The organism is Neptuniibacter sp. QD37_6 (assembly GCF_047778085.1).
In the GTDB taxonomy this organism is placed as follows: domain Bacteria; phylum Pseudomonadota; class Gammaproteobacteria; order Pseudomonadales; family Balneatricaceae; genus Neptuniibacter.
This window is the reverse complement of sequence record NZ_CP180550.1, coordinates 477,112-494,504: the sequence shown is the minus strand read 5'-3', so window position 1 is coordinate 494,504 and position 17,393 is coordinate 477,112. Positions and strand designations below refer to the sequence as shown.

The following is a 17,393-nucleotide window of genomic DNA, read 5'->3' as shown; positions in this document are numbered from 1 at the left end:
CGGAGACCGAGAGATGTTTAGTCTTCCATTACTCATCCTGATCGGAGTTGCTTATCTGCTCTTTCTCTTTGGTACGGCCTACCTTACCGAGAGAGGACTATTACCCAAACAGTTAGTGCACCATCCATTTACCCACGTACTTTCTATCGGGGTATATGCCAGCGTATGGACGTTCTATGGCGCCTTTGGACTGGCGCAAGAATCGGGATATAGTTTTTTAGCTTCATATCTAGGCGCTGTTGTCACCTTTATCTTAGGTCCGGTACTGCTGATCCCTATCCTCAGGATATCGAGGACATACCAACTTAGCTCGCTACCCGACCTACTCGCCTTTCGTTTTCGCAGCGGGGCAGTTGGTACTATTACAGCCATACTGACGGTCATCGCCACTCTCCCGATGCTCTCAATTCAGATACAAGCGGTGACCGATGCCCTGTATCTGCTAAATGACCAATTCAGCGTTGACCAGATCGGCTTAGGCTTTTGCTTTGTTATCGCCCTCTTTTCGATTTTATTCGGTGCACGTCACGCCTCTTTGCGCACAACCCATCAAGGCCTGATGGTGGCCATGGCAGTTGAGTCACTGATTAAATTGATCGCACTTCTGGTAATTGCTGGTTTTGCAATCTTTGGCGTCTTAGGTGGAGTAGAAGGCGTTAATGACTATATAACCAGCCATCCAGAATCGATAAAGCGCTTAGAAGCTCCTGTAGACAGCGACGCTTGGCGAACCTTACTACTGGCATTTTTCACCGCAGCAATTGTGATGCCTCATATGTTCCACATGCTGTTTACCGAAAATTCTTCTGACGAAACACTCTATAAAGCCACATGGGCGATGCCGCTGTTTCTGTTTCTGCTTGCAGCTGCAGTTCCCCCCATCCTTTGGGCGGGGGAAGCACTAGGTGTAGACGGTGAATCACAATTCATCCTTTTGAACATGGGTGTTTTCTTAGACTCTACTTGGCTTACGGTCTTGGCATTTATCGGTGGTTTATCAGCAGCCAGCGGCATTATGATTGTGGCAACCGTGGCTATGGCTTCGATGATTCAGAACCACGTTATCCTGCCGTTAGTCCCAAAACCGAAAACCCCTCGTTTCTATGCTTGGTTATTATGGCTGAGACGCAGTTTAATCATGGCGATGCTACTGGCCAGCTATCTTTTCTATCGCCAGATAGGAACGGACTTTGCCCTACATCAGATGGGTGTGGTTGCTGTAGTGGCCTTTTTACAGTTCTTGCCGGGGTTACTATCCACCCTGTTCTGGTCCAGAGCTAACCGCTGGGGTCTACTCATAGGTTTATCCGCTGGCATGGGGATCTGGCTGCTAACAATGTTAGTTCCGCTTCTAGATAGCTCCGCCAGCGAATTGGTACCTTTCGATTTAGATACAGATAACTGGGACCATATTGCGATTCTGTCGCTGATGCTAAACACTGCTCTTCTGACCGTAGTCTCTCTAATCTTCCCTCAATCAGAAGATGAGCGTAGGGCCGCACAATCCTGTTTGATGAACGCGTTACAAAAGCCAAGTTCCAATCACCTCCGCGTTTCCAGAATCGATGACTTTACCGATCTACTGTCTAGCCGTTTAGGCCGAAAAACCGCAGAACGCGAAGTTCAAAAAGCATTAGAGAGCCTCAATATACAATCGCAAACTGTGCGTCCGATCGATCTGTTACGCCTTCGAACAACGCTTGAAACTAACCTTTCAGGCTTGCTTGGGCCTATAGAAGCCGCTGCTTTACTTGAGCCTTTAGATCATCCTTCCGATCCAATTACTTTCAAAGCCAGTAATACCCACCTGATTGAAAACCAGCTGGAAAACTATCAAGAACGTTTAACTGGTCTTGCGGCCGAACTTGATGAAATGCGCCGTTACCATCGCCTAACGCTGCAAAAGCTCCCGGTCGGGGTCTGTACACTTGATACCTCTGGACAGGTGCTATTCTGGAATAGTGAGATGGAACGTCTGACCCAAATTAAAGCGGAAGAGATTATTGGTACGCCGCTGCAAAGCCATACCGATACTTGGAGCACTATTTTAGAAGAGTTCGCTCATGCGGATAGTGATCACAAGCTGAGTCAAAAACTGAACTTAAATGAACAAACTCATTGGTTCAGTTTGCACAAATCGATCCTTAAAGAGCGTCGGGATATCGGTATGGTGTTGCTCCTAGAAGACGAGACCGACACTAAAATCATGCAGGACAAGCTCGGCCATAACGAACGACTTGCATCTATCGGCCGCTTTGCTGCGGGTGTTGCCCACGAGATTGGCAACCCTGTAACGGGGATCGCTTGTCTAGCACAGAATCTGAAGCTAGAAACAGATAACGATTATATTCTTGAAACCGGCGATCATATCGTCGATCAAACCAAACGCATCAGCCGTATCGTTCAGTCCCTTGTCAGATTCGCACATGCAGGTCGCCCAGAAGCGGAACGAGAGCAAGTACCGGTATCTCTCGCGCAATGTGCTGAAGAAGCTATTCACCTAATGTCTTTGGATAGCCATGGCAAGCAACAACAGTACATCAATCAGATACCCGATGAGCTTCGTGTTAGTGGTGATCCACAACAACTTCATCAAATCTTTGTAAACCTGATTCAAAATGCCAGCGATGCCTCACCTGAAGGTGGGCGTATCTGGCTCCATGCCAATGAGAATATTGAAACCGTAGAGCTTCGAGTAACCGATGAAGGCAGCGGTATATCAGCCGAATCCCAAGAACGCCTCTTTGAACCGTTCTTTACCACAAAAGACCCTGGTCAGGGTACAGGTTTGGGTCTATCTTTGGTTTACAATATTATTGAAGAACATTGTGGTAATATTGAAATTATAAGCCCAGCCAACAACAAGCAGAATAAAGGCACTCAAGTGGTAATAACGCTCCCTCGCTTAAAGTGGACAGAAGATCCCGACAGCGCAGGATAGTGGGATGAGAGGTAGAGAGCCGATGAGCCGCATTCTGATTGTAGAAGATGAAACAATAATCCGGTCTGCACTGCGCAGACTACTCGAGAAAAACCATTTCCAAGTCGACGACGCCGCTTCTGTAGATGAAGCTACCAGCCGTTTCAACCTTGGCGACTTCAACTTAATTATCAGCGACCTTCGTCTGCCGGGCGCACCTGGCACAGACATGATTTCGTTGGCGAAATCAGTTCCTGTACTGATCATGACCAGTTATGCGAGTTTACGCTCCGCTGTTGATGCGATGAAGCTCGGTGCTGTTGACTATATTGCTAAGCCTTTTGATCACGATGAGATGATCAGCTCGGTGCAGCATATTCTTTCCTCTCGTTCGGAATCTGACAGTCCCGTTACCGAACATGATGCCGCAACTGCCGAGAACCGCACTAATATCATTGGCTCCTGCCAACCGATGCAGGAACTCGATAAGCGCATTAAGAAAGTTGCTCGCACCCAAGCGACTGTTTTGATTCAGGGAGAGTCAGGCACAGGTAAAGAACTTGCAACTCGCGCGATTCACGAACAAAGCAATCGCGCCAATATCCCAATGATTTCAGTGAACTGCGCCGCGATCCCAGAGAGCCTGATTGAGTCAGAACTCTTTGGTCACGAAAAAGGCGCTTTTACCGGCGCTAGCAGCAGCCGCAGCGGCTTACTTGAAGCTGCAGACGGCGGCACGCTATTTCTTGATGAGATTGGAGAGCTTCCTCTTGAAGCCCAAGCACGTTTGTTACGCTTCCTACAAGAAGGTGAGATCCGACGTGTAGGCTCGGTACAATCAAAGAAAGTTGATGTTCGCCTGATCGCTGCAACCCATAGAAACCTAAAAGAGTTAGCGAAACAGAACGAGTTTCGTGAAGACCTCTACTACAGACTCTATGTGATGGAACTTCGCATTCCGCCATTAAGAGAACGCGGCGACGATATTATTGAGTTAGCTGAAAAAATGCTGGCTCGTGTTTGTCAGCGAATGGAAACAGCACCTTTACGTTTCGCCAATGATGCGCTTGAAACAATGCGCAGATACAGCTGGCCGGGCAATGTTCGTGAATTAGAAAATGCTATCGAGCGTGCAACCATTCTTGCAGAAGGCCCATTCATTACCACAGATCTTTTAGGCTTAGATATCCCAGTAAGCTCGCTAGATGATATTGAAAGCCAGTTTGTCGCGATGAATCAGGCTACTCCTCAAGCAGTACAGACTGAAGACCAATCTAAACTATCTTTAGACGACTACTTCCAAAGATTCGTTCTGGAAAATCAGGACCAATTGAGCGAAACAGAACTGGCTAAGAAACTCGGCGTGAGCCGCAAGTGTTTATGGGAACGCAGACAAAAACTTGGCATTCCTCGCAAGTCGAAAAAATAGATTATACCAAGGTCTAAAGGGTAATATTTAAGTAACATTACGGTAACAATTCAGGTGTTACCGTACTACCCAGCAACTAGTACCAAAGCGTAACACCCAGTAACAAAACCGCTACAAAAGTAGATTAAAAAACAAACAACTCAAAATAAACTGTTGTTTTATAAGGATTAATAAAAATTGGCACATGCCGTGCAATATACTGCGCGACAACAAAAAGAAGCACACTTCTTAAACTAGACCGCCAATAAAAATAAAAACTGGAATAGATTAAAGAAGTACCTGTCTCGAATAAAAATAATAATGAGGCTTAAGAAAGCTGATCGTAGCGAAGCTGTAACGATCTTAATATTGCTCTTAGAACAAAAACAACAAGCTGAGAAATAGCCGTTGTTGCCTGAGATGCGATCAGCTACCCATCTCCTTCCCTTTTTCTTCTATCTTTTAAATTTCCCAATCTGCTGTGTAACAGTGGTATGATTGCGCACCCATTTAATTCGGGCAGTAAGCACTGTTTAGATTTGATATAAGCCTGAACACCCGTACAATTACTACCCTTTCCGGCTAGATAAATCGCATAGGTAGGCACAACCTTGCTTAAAACCATCAGTAACGCATTGAGCAAAGTATTTGGCAGCAGTACAGAGTCCGTTAACGACTCTGCTGAAAACACGCAATTAATCACTGCTGTTGAAAAGAAGTTGATCTCTGAAGATGAGCATAAAATTCCACGCCGTCATTTAGATGATAATGCCCTGAAAGTTGCTTACCGCCTCCAAGATGCAGGCTTCGAAGGCTACTTAGTTGGCGGATGTATCCGCGACCTACTGCTTAAGAAAAGACCAAAAGATTTTGACGTAGCGACAGATGCACATCCTGAAGAAGCTGCAGATCTGTTTCGCCGTGCCCGCTTGATCGGCCGCCGCTTTAAATTGGTTCATGTACGTTTTGGCCGTGATCTGATCGAAGTCGCAACCTTCCGCGCAAGCCACGACAACCAAGCTGAAAATGCTGAAGGCGAACAAGGAAAACAATGCGATAGCGGCATGATCCTACGAGACAATGTTTACGGCACAATAGAAGATGATGCGCTACGTCGCGACTTCACTGTAAACGCGTTGTACTACTGCCCGAAAGATCACTGCGTCTACGATTTTGCCAATGGTTATGACGATCTGCAGAAAGGTATTCTGCGCATGATCGGCGACCCAGAAGATCGTTATAAAGAAGACCCTGTACGTATGCTACGTGCAGCTCGTTTTGCCGCTAAGCTTGATTTCTCGATTGAACAGCAATCAGAAGCGCCGATTCGCGCCTTAGCACCAATGCTGAAACGCATTGCACCAGCACGTCTATTTGATGAAGTGCTAAAACTGCTGCAATCAGGTCACGCAATTGAATCTTACAAACAGCTACAACGTTTAGATCTGTTTGAGCCGTTATTCCCGCAGGTTCAGAAACTGTTACAAAGTGACAATCTGAATGCGCCGCTGGAACGCTTGATCGAGAACGCACTTAAAAATACTGATCGCCGTCTGGCACAGCGCAAGAGCGTTACACCTGCGTTCTTGTTTGCAGCTATCTTGTGGTACCCAACTCAGCTACGTATGCAACAGTTGATGAAAGAGAACAAGATGCCACCGGTACCGGCTCTACATGAAGCAGCCAATCAGGTACTTGCAGAACAGGTTCGTTCAACCGCTATACCGCGTCGTTTCTCTACCCCAATCCGTGAGATTTGGGAGATGCAACTGCGTCTGCCGCGCCGCCAAGGTAACCGTGCAGCACGCTTGATGGAGCAGCCTCGCTTTAGAGCTGCGTATGATCTACTTCTACTGCGTGAAAACAGCGGTGAAGATCTAGGTGGACTAAGCCAGTGGTGGACTGACTTCCAGAACGCCAATGAGCCAAGTAAAAACAGCATGGTGAAAAGCTTAGGTAAAGGCGATAAGCCTCGTAAACCACGTCGTCGCCGTTCTAATTCAAACAAGTCCCGCCAAGAGTCATCACAATGACCACTGCGGTTCGTTGTTACATAGGGTTGGGCAGTAATCTCGACAACTCTCTTCAGCATGTTGAACAAGCATTTTCTGAGCTGGCAGAACTGGAAAACTGCCGCTTAGTCAAAGCATCACCCATATATCGTTCTGCACCGGTTGGCCCTCAAGATCAGCCAGACTTTATCAATGCCGTTGCAGAGATAGAGACGACCCTAGAAGCCCATGCACTACTGGATCAGCTTCAGGGGCTTGAGCAGAAGCACCAAAGAGTCCGCGAGCGACACTGGGGGCCGAGAACCCTCGACCTCGACCTGCTTCTATACGGTAATAGCCAAATCAACACCGAACGTCTCTGCGTACCACACGCATTTATGCACGAGCGCAGCTTTGTTCTATACCCTCTGGCCGATATCGCACCCGATTTAATCATGCCTAATGATGTAACTTTGTCTTCCCTATTAGTTGCATGCCCTATGGGCAGCCTGACAAAGATATAGGTATAATCGCGCCAACGCGTAATAACAGGAAGATCATTCCATGAGCAATATTACTCTGCACACGTTGTCCTCAATGAAGAAAGCTGGCGAAAAGTTCGCGGTACTTACCGCTTATGACGCTTGTTTCTCGCATGTTGTTAGCTCTGCTGGCACAGAAGTAATTCTGGTAGGCGATTCATTGGGCATGGTGCTTCAAGGCAATGACAGTACTCTACCCGTAACTGTTGAAGAGATGGCTTACCACACTCAAGCTGTCGCCAAAGGTAATCAGGGAAGCCTTATCATGGCCGACCTACCTTTCATGAGCTATTCCACTCCAGAACTTGCTATGGATAACTCCGCTGCGCTTATGCAGGCGGGTGCAAACATGGTGAAACTGGAAGGCGGTGCATGGCTTGCAGAAACTGTATCTATGCTAGCAGAGCGTGGTATCCCTGTTTGTGTTCACCTTGGCCTAACACCTCAAACTGTCAATAAGCTCGGCGGTTATCGAGTTCAAGGTCGCGATAAAGAAACAGCACAACAGATGATTAACGATGCCGTTATGCTACAAGATGCTGGCGCTAGCGTAATCTTGCTCGAGTGCGTTCCATCTATCCTAGCCAAAGAGATCACACTCGCACTGGATGTGCCTGTTATCGGTATTGGCGCAGGTTCTGACACAGACGCTCAAGTACTGGTTCTACATGACATGCTTGGTGTAACACCAGGCCACAGCCCTAAGTTTGTGAAAAACTTTATGGCTGATGCCAATAGCATCGAAGAAGCGATCAGCCAATACGTGACCGACGTTAAAAGCGGTACTTTCCCTGCTTCCGAGCATGAGTTTGAATAAACATGATCACTCTACATACCATTGCTGAACTGCGTGCAGCCCTCAATAAAGAGCGAGCAGCAGGCAAGCGTATAGGCTTTGTACCAACGATGGGTAACCTACATGAAGGTCACCTACAACTAATCGATCAAGCAAAAGCTAATAGCGATGTTGTCGTCTCATCGATTTTTGTCAATCCTCTGCAATTTGGTGCAGGGGAAGATCTAGATAATTACCCACGTACTCTCGCTGCTGATCAAGAGAAACTAAATTCTCGCGGCTGCAACTACCTGTTTGCACCGACCGATTCGGAGGTATACCCGAACGGACGTGAATCTCAGACACAGGTTGAAGTACCAGAGATTTCAGACCTTTATTGCGGCGCGACTCGCCCAGGCCACTTCCGTGGTGTTGCGACGGTCGTAGCTAAACTGTTTGGTATGGTTCAACCAGACGTAGCGATCTTTGGCGAAAAAGACTTCCAGCAGTTGATGGTTATTCGCCGAATGACCGAAGATCTTAGCCTACCAGTAGAGATACAAGGTGCGCCTATTGCCCGCAATGAGCAAGGCCTAGCCCTGAGCTCTCGCAATGGTTACCTATCAAAGCAAGAACTGGAAACAGCCACCGTTCTTAACGCTTCTCTACGCGAAATTGAAGCTGCACTAGTTGAAGGTAATAAAGACTTCGATTCGCTCATTGAAAGCGCTCAACAGCGCTTAGAAACCGCTGGTTTCAAACGCGATTACTTGGTTATCTGTCGCAGCCAGGATCTACAACCTGCGACACCTGAAGACTCCCAATTAGTCGTACTGGCAGCAGCCTACCTTGGCCCTGCCCGATTAATCGATAATTTACAGATTAATTTGTAACCCCTCTTCCGAGTAGGGTTGCACCTACTCGGAACCCCCTGATATCCCTCATATTTTAAAATTAAACGCTCAATTATTGCTGCAGCGCAATACTGGCTATTTCAATCGTAAGTCTTATACAACCCGCTACTTTCGTGGCTTGACAACCGGGGGCTCGGTCGCGCAGACTGCTAGGACGATGAGTTCTTGCACTGCAATAAAAACAATAAAGGTTGTATAAGTGCTCAGAAAAACGGATTTTGGCCGCCCCTAAATGAGTAGAGAGGGCACAACGGTCACAGAATAAACGCCGCTTTTCACTGAATATTATCGGCCATAAATTTGGCCATACCATCATCGTGAAGAACGAACTTTGTACATAGCTAAGCTAAGAGGCATTTCGAATGCGTGACGTTGTAATTGTAGCTGCGGGTCGTACCGCAGTTGGTACTTTCGGTGGTTCCCTATCTAAAATTGCTGCATCTGACCTAGGTGCAACAGTTATCAAAGGTCTGATCGAGAAGATCGATCTGGACCCTGCAAAAGTTGACGAAGTAATCATGGGTCAGGTTTTAACGGCTGGTTGTGGCCAGAACCCTGCCCGTCAGGCGACGCTTAATGGCGGCCTACCAATTCAAGTTCCTGCACTAACTATCAACAAAGTTTGTGGTTCAGGTCTTAAAGCTATTCAAATGGCTACACAAGCAATCCGTTGCGGCGATGCAGACATCATCATCGCTGGTGGCCAGGAAAACATGAGTTCTTCTCCTCACGTTGTTCCAAACTCTCGTAACGGTGCTCGCATGGGCGACTGGAAAATGGTCGATACAATGATCAAAGACGGTCTATGGGACGCATTCAACGATTACCACATGGGTATCACTACTGAGAACATCGTTGAAAAATACGGCTTCACACGTGAAGAGCAAGATGCATTTGCTGCTGCATCTCAGAACAAAGCAGAAGCTGCTGTAACAGGCGGTCGCTTTAAAGATGAGATCATCCCAGTAACAATTCCTCAGCGTAAAGGCGATCCAATCGTATTTGACACTGACGAGCAGCCACGTTTCGGTTGCACGGCAGAAGCGCTAGGTAAACTACGTCCAGCATTCAAAAAAGACGGTTCTGTAACTGCAGGTAACGCTTCTACTATCAACGATGGTGCTGCTGCAGTAATCGTTTGTTCTGAAGAGAAAGCGAAAGAACTAGGTCTTCCAGTACTAGCACGCATCAAAGCGTACGCTAACTCTGGTATCGATCCATCTATCATGGGTACAGGCCCAATCACTGCGACTCAGAAAGCACTAGAAAAAGCTGGCTGGTCTGTAGATGATCTAGAACTAGTTGAAGCAAACGAAGCATTCGCTGCACAAGCAATGTCTGTAAACAAAGATCTTGGCTGGAACACTGACATCGTTAACGTTAACGGTGGTGCTATAGCTTTAGGTCACCCAATCGGCGCTTCTGGCTGCCGTGTATTCGTAAGCCTAGTTCACGAAATGAACAAGCGTGACGCGAAGAAAGGCCTAGCGACACTATGTATTGGTGGTGGTATGGGTACTGCACTGGCAGTTGAGCGAGACTAAGCTAGACTTAAGTCTAGTTACACCGTCCTACTCTTTAAACCGCAGCTTCGGCTGCGGTTTTTTTCTTTCTGAAACCATCATAAAAAGAGATAACTGAACAAAATCCTCCGGTCGTAGTTCAAACTGTTAAATTCTCAGACTACTTCTTCTCAGCAAAGAGGGTTATTCTGATAAACAGTTCTTATCGCTAGCTCTTTGACTGGGAAAATATCAATGGTAACTCCCCATACTCTATTGCGATTTTTTTATATTCTAATTCTATCCCTCATAATCCTTCTTGGTCTTCCGAACTTCTCTATTTGTGACCAGCAAACAGCACAAGGCTTAGCCATACTCTTCTTTATCGGTGCTCTTTGGATCAGCGAAACGCTCCCTATAACAATTACTGCGTTGTTAGTACCCTTACTTGCCGTTTTACTCAACCTCCTAGATGTTAAGCAAGCACTCTCCAACTTTGCACATCCAATTATCTTTCTCTTTCTAGGAGGCTTTTCACTAGCTGCTGCTCTGCATAAACACGATATCGATCGCGCTCTTGCCAACTATGTTTTGCATCTAACGAAGGGGCACGTTCTTTATGCCAGTTTGGCGCTTTTTATTCTTACAGCCTTTATCTCCATGTGGATATCCAATACCGCGACCACCGCTATGATGCTTCCCCTTGCACTAGGCATCCTTTCCCGTTTCGATATTAAGGAGAATCCTAAGATCTATTTTTTTATTTTGCTAGGAATTGCTTATTCAGCAAACATTGGAGGCATAGGCACGTTAGTAGGAAGCCCACCTAATGCGATTGCTGCTGCTGAGATTGGGTTAGGTTTTGCTGATTGGATCAAGATTGGAATGCCAATGGTTATTATCCTACTACCCGCTATGATCGCGTTTCTCTTCATTCTTCTTAGACCGGAATTAAAGCAACACTTTGTTTTAGAACAACAACACTTCTCCTTAACCCCCGAACGCTATGCAGTCATTACCGTATTTTTACTAACCGTGGTTCTATGGTTGTTTAGTAAACAGTTTTCAACATTTCTCGGAATAGATAAAAACTTCGATAGCATGGTAGCTATTCTTGCCGTATTGCTTTTAGGGGGGTTAAAACTCGTAAGCTGGAAAGATATAGAAACGACGACCGATTGGGGGGTATTGATCTTATTTGGAGGCGGTATAACGCTAAGCGCTATTCTGAAAAGTAGTGGTGCTAGTGCTTTTCTTGCTGAACAACTCAGCTTATTACTAAGCCAAGCCAGTTTTTTCATCTTTTTGGCTTTGATCTGTACCTTTATAATTTTTCTTACCGAAATGGCAAGTAACACTGCCAGTACAGCTTTAATGGTGCCGATTTTCATCTCGATAGCTGCAGAATTAGGCTTTCCAGAAGAGACCTTGGCCATCGCTATTGCTATCAGCGCTTCCTGTGCATTTATGCTTCCTGTAGCTACACCTCCAAATGCAATTGTATTTGGTACTGGTTATGTGCCACAAAAAAAGATGATGCGCACAGGACTGTTCCTCAATTTACTTTGCGTCGTATTGATCAGTTCTGCGCTGTACTTAATACTCGACTACAACTGAACAATTGCACCTTTGCCTACACCTTCGTAAGCACGTACCAATACCTTATCATTTGGATAAGCTTGCTTGATCTGCTTGGCCAGATGATCTGCGATCAATTCAACCGTGCTATCTGTATCGATTAAGTAACAAACCGATGCAGGTAGACTGATTGCAAAATCGCCCTGCGGCGCGGTGTAAGCATAGTGGTGACGACTCTCACACTGTTCGATTAGGTGAGATTCTGAACCTATATAGATATCCCTAAAACGTTCAGCCCATTCTTGCTCAAGATTGAGTTCACGTTGATCATTGATATAGATTTCGATCTTAGAGCGATGGCCATGTGCAATACGCTGGCAGTTACCATCATGCTTCTGTAAGCCATGGCTGTAGTGATAGAAAGCACCGTCGATTTTCTCTGGAACAAAAGAGATCTTTAGGCCTTTTACTTCATTTGGGAAAAGCTCTAACAACTTATCACGACACCATTCAGCCAAAGTCTGTTCTGTAATCTCAGGCATACCCACTAGACAGATTGCTGGCTCAGGGGAGCGACAGTAGAAGCTTTCGCCATCAGCATAAAGCCACTCGACCTCAGTGTAGCCGTCTTGAGTAGAATGACTAAGGCGTGGCATTCCCGTAGGAACCACCAGCGCATGATCCACCCACAAATCAAACCACTGCTTCACCTTCTTCTTCACAATACCGAAATCACAGATCATGCCTTGGTCATTTAGGCTGCCATCCAGCTCTAACTGCACAAGCCACGACTCCCCCATCAACCCACGTTTAGGGTGTAAATAGGAAAAATCGACATTGGTCAGATTATCAACAAAAAGTTTCACGGCAGGGCTCCTGATTTGAAGGCGCTATAGTAGCTTAAAACCTTCAACTAAAAAACGGTGCAGGCTATAGGGACAATGCCAGTTCCGATATACTACGCACTTTAAAGCTTGTTATAGACTTAACTTATGCGCCTAGATAAATACTTAGCACAATCTTCCGGCTTTTCCCGTAAAGAAGTTCGTCGCTTTATGAAAGCGGGTGAAGTTGTTGTAAACGATATTGAAGTGACCGACCCATCTATGCATGTGGGTGAAGACGATGAGGTTTATCTAAGTGGCTATCCTGTAGATGCGCCAGGTGATAAGTACATCATGCTGCATAAACCTTTGGGCTGCGTATGCTCTAATGATGACGGCACTCACCCAACGGTTTTGAGTTTGATAGATCTACCGCGAGCAGAAGAGCTAACGATCTGTGGCCGACTGGATGTGGACACCACAGGTTTAGTGCTTATCACCAGCAATGGTAAGTGGGCTCACAAAATTACCTCGCCAAAGCACAAAACAGGCAAGCTCTACCAAGTAACCACGGCTGATCCAATTCCTGAAGATGCCGTAGAGAAATTCAAGCAAGGTTTAATGCTGCACAATGATAAGGAGCGCACTAAACCCGCTGAGCTAACCTTAATTGCCAGCAATGAAGCCGAAGTCATTCTGACCGAAGGCCGCTATCACCAAGTTAAACGTATGTTCGCGGCTATAGGCAACAAAGTAGAAGAGCTTCATCGCGCACGTATCGGCAATATCGAGCTCGATGAATATCTAGAACCCGGCGAATACCGTTTTCTGACAGAAGAAGAGATTAATAGCATCTAATGAGTGATACAGCCTTTAATCTAATCGCCCCTTATATCCAACGCGCTTCAGGTCGCTCACTTTGGCTCGCTGATGAAAACTTGCTCAGTGCCAATATCCCAGCTAATGAAGCCGTTATCGCCATTACCAATAGAATCGATCTGGAACAGCATCTTTTTCGTCAAGATTGGAAGGTTTTCTTCTCCGATTATGATCTAAGCATCATCGAAGATAACAGTTTGGACTCTGTGATCTACCGAGTATCCAAAGAAAAGCCGGTGGTACACCACCTAATTAATGAAGCTTTCCGCTGCTTAAAACCTGAAGGGAAACTTTATATTGCCGGTGAGAAAGGTGAAGGGATCAAAACCTACTTCAGCAAAGCTAAAAAGCTTTTTGGAGAGGGTGAAACCAGCAAGGCCGATAAAAACACTTGGTCCGCGACACTCACGAAAGTAAACGCTTCGAGTGAAGACCTGTTGGATGCTAAAGATTTCCACCAGCTGCGTGTCACTGCCAGTGACGAGACATTTGAGTATTACAGCAAACCAGGTGTGTTCGGTTGGGATAAAATTGATCGCGGTAGCGCCTACCTGATCGAGCATCTCGATAGCTTCTTAATGACCTTACCAGAACCGCCGAAAAACGCTCTGGATCTAGGCTGCGGTTATGGCTACTTGTCCTTGAATCTGAGCCACTTAGATATCCCGGTAACAGCGACAGATAACAACGCTGCCGCCTTAAAAGCCTGCGAGCGAAACTTTAACCGTTATCCGATTAACGGCAAAGTCATACCTGCGAGTTGTGCAGAGGGTATTACCGAGAAATTTGATCTAATCCTCTGTAACCCCCCTTTCCATGCAGGATTTTCCGTCGACGGAGACCTGACAGACCGTTTTCTAAAAGCGGCTCATGACCGTTTGAATGGGCGTGGGGTCGCCTGCTTTGTTACCAATATGCATATCCCACTAGAGCGAAAAGCTAAGCAGTTCTTCCATCAGGCTGAATGTATTGCCTCTAACGGCAACTTTAAGCTGATCAGGCTTACTCACAAGACATAAAAATGGGGCTAAAAGCCCCATTCTCTTTTGATCAACTAATACACTTCATGCCCTTCAATTTTAGGATACCCCGACCAAATACGGCTGTAGTCCATTCCATTAGTTTTCTGCATCTGCTTTTTATCCGATGTAGAAACTTCCTTTTTCATCACTTTTTCGACTTTATTCATAGATGCCGATTCACTGAGTTCCATCCCATTACTGCTATAAATAAAATTAATGGCTTGTTCGTGATCCGTATCCGCAGCCATACCTAGGGTAGGAACAAACATTAACGCAAGTAGTGTAGATTTAACTTTAAGAGACATATTATTTACCTTTCTAATTTAAGAGCTCCCTATACCACTGGGAGTTATATCGATTAATTGATATGCCCTTATGACAGAAAAGTAGACAAGTCGGTTCACCTAATAATTAAGACTAAAAAACACACTTATTATAACTAAAAGAAGCTAAAAATTTATATTTATATCTTTCTTGCTGCGCAAAACACACCAAGAGCGGCAACTACAATCCCTATCATTGCCAGCATCGATAACGATTCATCAAACAAGAACCACGCCTCTATCGCGGTTAAAGGTGGCACTAGATAAAAATAGCTAGCGACCTTACTCGCCTCCCCTTCGCGGATCATTATCAGCAGCAACAGAATAGCCGTTACAGACAAGCCCAATACCATCCAAGCCAGTGCACCGATTAAGGTCCAGTTCCATTCCACCACACCGCTATCAAATGCATAGGCCAATATAGCCATCACAATTGCCATCGCCACGTATTGATAAAAAGCCCCCTCCATCAGATCTACACCGACACCAAAACGTTTTTGGTACAAAGTGCCTAATGATATAGCGACTAACGCAATCACCGCAGCTGCCCATGCATCTCCACCAGCCAAATAGCTCCCCTGTGAATAACCTTGGCTGACCACCATAACAACACCGATGAAACCCAGAACTAAACCTAACCATTGGGTTTTCAACAGCCGCTCTTGTAACCAGATGACAGCCAACAAGGCCGTTAATATGGGCTGTAACCCCATCACCAATGAGGTAATCCCAGCTGGAAGTGACCAGTCGATTGCTGCGAAGACGCCGCCTAAGTAACAGGCATGAACGAGAAACCCCACCACCATCTGATGACCTGCTTGCGGCAAGCTACACCATTGCGGTTTGCGCCATGCTAATAAGCCCGCAAAGACAACAATCGTCAGCAAACTACGTACTAGCAGGACGCTGAAAGGTTCCATATAAGGCACCGCATACTTGGCACCGATAAAACCGGTACTCCATATACCCACAAACGCCCAAGGAACTAAAGTTATCCACTGCTGTTTATTCAGCATGACTGACTCTCTACAAACTATCTAAATTAATTGCATCACTCTAGAGAGAACAGGCTAAACAAAAAAGGGACACAGGCAGGTCAGTTTCAAGGGTACAGAAAAGCGTTAAATTGCACTTGCCTGCAAATTTATACAAACTGTACCCATGAAAAAGTATTTACTGTTGGTACAGCAGCTTAGCTCTAGAATCGAAAATGGTGATTTATCGCCCGGCACCCGCTTGCCCTCTATCCGAGCCTTAAGCCTGCAATACCAATTAAGTAAAAATACCATCATCAAAGGCCTGACTGAGTTAGAGCAGTCACAACTGATTTACGCTAAACCAAGACTAGGGTTCTTTGTCTCCTCCCCGAAAAACTCAGTTCCTGCCATCAAGCCGCGTAAAGTAAAACTGGGCTCGACTGCATTCAGCGTTTTGGGCGCTGCGAATCAACATGGGCACTTAGCTCTCGGTTCGGCTTACCCCGATTCCAGATGGCCAACAGTCGCTTGGTATTATCAGCAGCAAGCCAAACATACTCGTCATTGGGCACACACCAGTGAAAAACGCCGCAGCCATTACAGCACTCCGCCGGGCGATCCTAAACTTCTTTCCGTATTAGCTGATCACCTAAATGCCACCGCATTTAGCTGTAATAGTGAAGAGATTGTGATCTCGCATGGCGCTCAGGAAGCTTTATCACTCTGCTTACGCTCTGTTGCCCAGATAGGGGATACTATTGCCGTTGAATCACCCTGCTACTACGGCACTTTACAGTGCATTGAAGCTTTGGGGCTTAAGGTATTGGAGCTGCCTTCAGATCCAATTTTAGGGACTAATTTAGATGCTCTAGAAACCGCCCTAACTCAATGGCCAATTAAAGCGGTACTGACCAACCCAAGCTTTAATAACCCGCTAGGTTTCAATCTAGATTTAGCAAGTCGGCAGCGTTTAATGGCCATTGCTAACAAGTGGGATATTGCGGTTATTGAAGATGATGTCTTTGCAGAACTGAGCTTCAACCAACAAAGACCGACAGCGCTTAAAGCGATGGATACCGATCAACGAGTACTGCATTGTGGCTCTTTTTCTAAGACAGTAGATGCTGATATAAGGCTGGGTTGGGTGCTACCCGGGCGCTACTACGAACAAGTTAACTTCCAAAAATTTGTTACCAGCATCGCCTGCTCTGCCATATCGCAACAAGGCATCAGTGAATTACTGATAGGCCGCCGTTATCGCCGTCATCTCTCACAAGTTAGTCGTGGCTACCAAGAGAGAGTCGAGATGCTCGATGAAGACATCCGTCAACATTGGCCCAGTAACACCTGCTTTATCAAACCAAGCGGCGGTATTTTGCAGTGGTTTACACTGCCTAAACAGGTCAATAGCGACCAACTATTTCAACAAGCGCTTGAGGCAGGTATTGGCATTTCACCCGGTAACCTCTTTTGTGCAGACCAGCGTTTTAATCACCATATTCGCTTATGTTTTGCCCATTACACTCGGCAAATAGAACAAGTCGACGCTATTGCACAGTTAGGCAAATTAATCGCTTCGTACTAATCTATTCCCTAAGTGTTACAAAGATGAGCAATTCTCTCCAACGTACGTAAATTAAGGCTTTCAGCAAGCAGCACTCAGACTATCAACGAACTTATCCACAGATTATTGGGATAAGTTATTACCGAGACGACTTGAGGAAAAAGCCATTATTCG

14 protein-coding genes are annotated in these 17,393 nt (G+C 45.9%); 11 read left to right on the top strand and 3 right to left on the bottom strand.

The window, feature by feature from the left end:
- Nucleotides 1-13 precede the first annotated feature (13 nt).
- The 8 genes from ACMXYO_RS02150 to ACMXYO_RS02115 all read left to right on the top strand — a co-directional run bounded on the left by ACMXYO_RS02150 (nucleotide 14) and on the right by ACMXYO_RS02115 (nucleotide 11,669).
- Nucleotides 14-2,941 carry a sensor histidine kinase gene (locus ACMXYO_RS02150; protein ID WP_415886806.1) on the top strand — a complete coding sequence of 976 codons (2,928 nt, stop codon included), beginning with the start codon at nucleotides 14-16 and terminating at the stop codon, nucleotides 2,939-2,941.
- Nucleotides 2,942-2,963: 22 nt separating this feature from the next.
- On the top strand, nucleotides 2,964-4,349 hold the full coding sequence (locus ACMXYO_RS02145; protein WP_415888061.1) for a sigma-54-dependent transcriptional regulator: 1,386 nt from the start codon (nucleotides 2,964-2,966) through the stop codon (nucleotides 4,347-4,349).
- Nucleotides 4,350-4,939: 590 nt separating this feature from the next.
- Complete coding sequence (gene pcnB, locus ACMXYO_RS02140; protein ID WP_415886805.1) at nucleotides 4,940-6,361, top strand: polynucleotide adenylyltransferase PcnB; 1,422 nt, start codon at nucleotides 4,940-4,942, stop codon at nucleotides 6,359-6,361.
- Nucleotides 6,358-6,843, top strand: a complete 486-nt coding sequence (gene folK, locus ACMXYO_RS02135; protein WP_415886804.1) for a 2-amino-4-hydroxy-6-hydroxymethyldihydropteridine diphosphokinase — start codon at nucleotides 6,358-6,360, stop codon at nucleotides 6,841-6,843. The genes pcnB and folK overlap by 4 nt, the downstream gene beginning before the upstream one ends.
- Nucleotides 6,844-6,883: 40 nt before the next feature.
- Nucleotides 6,884-7,678 (top strand): 3-methyl-2-oxobutanoate hydroxymethyltransferase, encoded by a 795-nt coding sequence (gene panB, locus ACMXYO_RS02130; protein WP_415886803.1) that lies wholly within the window; start codon nucleotides 6,884-6,886, stop codon nucleotides 7,676-7,678.
- A gap of 2 nt (nucleotides 7,679-7,680) precedes the next feature.
- On the top strand, nucleotides 7,681-8,529 hold the full coding sequence (panC, locus tag ACMXYO_RS02125) for a pantoate--beta-alanine ligase (RefSeq protein ID WP_415886802.1): 849 nt from the start codon (nucleotides 7,681-7,683) through the stop codon (nucleotides 8,527-8,529).
- Between the two features lie 383 nt (nucleotides 8,530-8,912).
- Nucleotides 8,913-10,094 (top strand): acetyl-CoA C-acetyltransferase, encoded by a 1,182-nt coding sequence (locus ACMXYO_RS02120; RefSeq protein WP_415883327.1) that lies wholly within the window; start codon nucleotides 8,913-8,915, stop codon nucleotides 10,092-10,094.
- Between the two features lie 213 nt (nucleotides 10,095-10,307).
- Nucleotides 10,308-11,669, top strand: a complete 1,362-nt coding sequence (locus tag ACMXYO_RS02115) for an SLC13 family permease (protein ID WP_415886801.1) — start codon at nucleotides 10,308-10,310, stop codon at nucleotides 11,667-11,669.
- Here the strand turns inward: ACMXYO_RS02115 and ACMXYO_RS02110 are convergent.
- Nucleotides 11,660-12,496 carry a 6-carboxytetrahydropterin synthase gene (locus tag ACMXYO_RS02110; RefSeq protein WP_415886800.1) on the bottom strand — a complete coding sequence of 279 codons (837 nt, stop codon included), beginning with the start codon at nucleotides 12,494-12,496 and terminating at the stop codon, nucleotides 11,660-11,662. The two genes, ACMXYO_RS02115 and ACMXYO_RS02110, sit on opposite strands and share 10 nt — an antisense overlap.
- A 126-nt stretch (nucleotides 12,497-12,622) precedes the next feature.
- On the opposite strand from ACMXYO_RS02110, the gene ACMXYO_RS02105 reads away from it, so the two are divergent.
- Both ACMXYO_RS02105 and ACMXYO_RS02100 read left to right on the top strand, forming a co-directional pair.
- On the top strand, nucleotides 12,623-13,312 hold the full coding sequence (locus ACMXYO_RS02105) for a pseudouridine synthase (protein ID WP_415883324.1): 690 nt from the start codon (nucleotides 12,623-12,625) through the stop codon (nucleotides 13,310-13,312).
- Nucleotides 13,312-14,352, top strand: a complete 1,041-nt coding sequence (locus tag ACMXYO_RS02100) for a methyltransferase (protein WP_415886799.1) — start codon at nucleotides 13,312-13,314, stop codon at nucleotides 14,350-14,352. Before ACMXYO_RS02105 ends, ACMXYO_RS02100 begins: the two co-directional genes overlap by 1 nt.
- A 35-nt stretch (nucleotides 14,353-14,387) precedes the next feature.
- Here the strand turns inward: ACMXYO_RS02100 and ACMXYO_RS02095 are convergent, their stop codons facing one another.
- Both ACMXYO_RS02095 and ACMXYO_RS02090 read right to left on the bottom strand, forming a co-directional pair.
- Complete coding sequence (locus ACMXYO_RS02095) at nucleotides 14,388-14,660, bottom strand: hypothetical protein (RefSeq protein ID WP_415883322.1); 273 nt, start codon at nucleotides 14,658-14,660, stop codon at nucleotides 14,388-14,390.
- Between the two features lie 158 nt (nucleotides 14,661-14,818).
- Nucleotides 14,819-15,694, bottom strand: coding sequence for a DMT family transporter (locus ACMXYO_RS02090; RefSeq protein ID WP_415886798.1), 876 nt, complete (start codon nucleotides 15,692-15,694; stop codon nucleotides 14,819-14,821).
- A 145-nt stretch (nucleotides 15,695-15,839) separates the two neighbouring features.
- Here ACMXYO_RS02090 and ACMXYO_RS02085 point away from each other — a divergent pair, with 145 nt between their 5' ends.
- The gene (locus tag ACMXYO_RS02085; RefSeq protein WP_415886797.1) at nucleotides 15,840-17,240 is read left to right on the top strand and encodes a PLP-dependent aminotransferase family protein; all 1,401 of its coding nucleotides are present in this window, start codon (nucleotides 15,840-15,842) and stop codon (nucleotides 17,238-17,240) included.
- Nucleotides 17,241-17,393: the final 153 nt, after the last annotated feature.

Excerpts from the sequence above, each read along its gene's own strand:
- ACMXYO_RS02150 (WP_415886806.1), top strand. The coding sequence starts at position 14 with ATGTTTAGTCTTCCATTACTCATCCTGATCGGAGTTGCTTATCTGCTC.
- ACMXYO_RS02145 (WP_415888061.1), top strand. The coding sequence starts at position 2,964 with ATGAGCCGCATTCTGATTGTAGAAGATGAAACAATAATCCGGTCTGCA.
- folK (WP_415886804.1), top strand. The coding sequence starts at position 6,358 with ATGACCACTGCGGTTCGTTGTTACATAGGGTTGGGCAGTAATCTCGAC.
- panB (WP_415886803.1), top strand. The coding sequence starts at position 6,884 with ATGAGCAATATTACTCTGCACACGTTGTCCTCAATGAAGAAAGCTGGC.
- panC (WP_415886802.1), top strand. The coding sequence starts at position 7,681 with ATGATCACTCTACATACCATTGCTGAACTGCGTGCAGCCCTCAATAAA.
- ACMXYO_RS02120 (WP_415883327.1), top strand. The coding sequence starts at position 8,913 with ATGCGTGACGTTGTAATTGTAGCTGCGGGTCGTACCGCAGTTGGTACT.
- ACMXYO_RS02115 (WP_415886801.1), top strand. The coding sequence starts at position 10,308 with ATGGTAACTCCCCATACTCTATTGCGATTTTTTTATATTCTAATTCTA.
- ACMXYO_RS02105 (WP_415883324.1), top strand. The coding sequence starts at position 12,623 with ATGCGCCTAGATAAATACTTAGCACAATCTTCCGGCTTTTCCCGTAAA.
- ACMXYO_RS02100 (WP_415886799.1), top strand. The coding sequence starts at position 13,312 with ATGAGTGATACAGCCTTTAATCTAATCGCCCCTTATATCCAACGCGCT.
- ACMXYO_RS02095 (WP_415883322.1), bottom strand. The coding sequence starts at position 14,660 with ATGTCTCTTAAAGTTAAATCTACACTACTTGCGTTAATGTTTGTTCCT.
- ACMXYO_RS02090 (WP_415886798.1), bottom strand. The coding sequence starts at position 15,694 with ATGCTGAATAAACAGCAGTGGATAACTTTAGTTCCTTGGGCGTTTGTG.
- ACMXYO_RS02085 (WP_415886797.1), top strand. The coding sequence starts at position 15,840 with ATGAAAAAGTATTTACTGTTGGTACAGCAGCTTAGCTCTAGAATCGAA.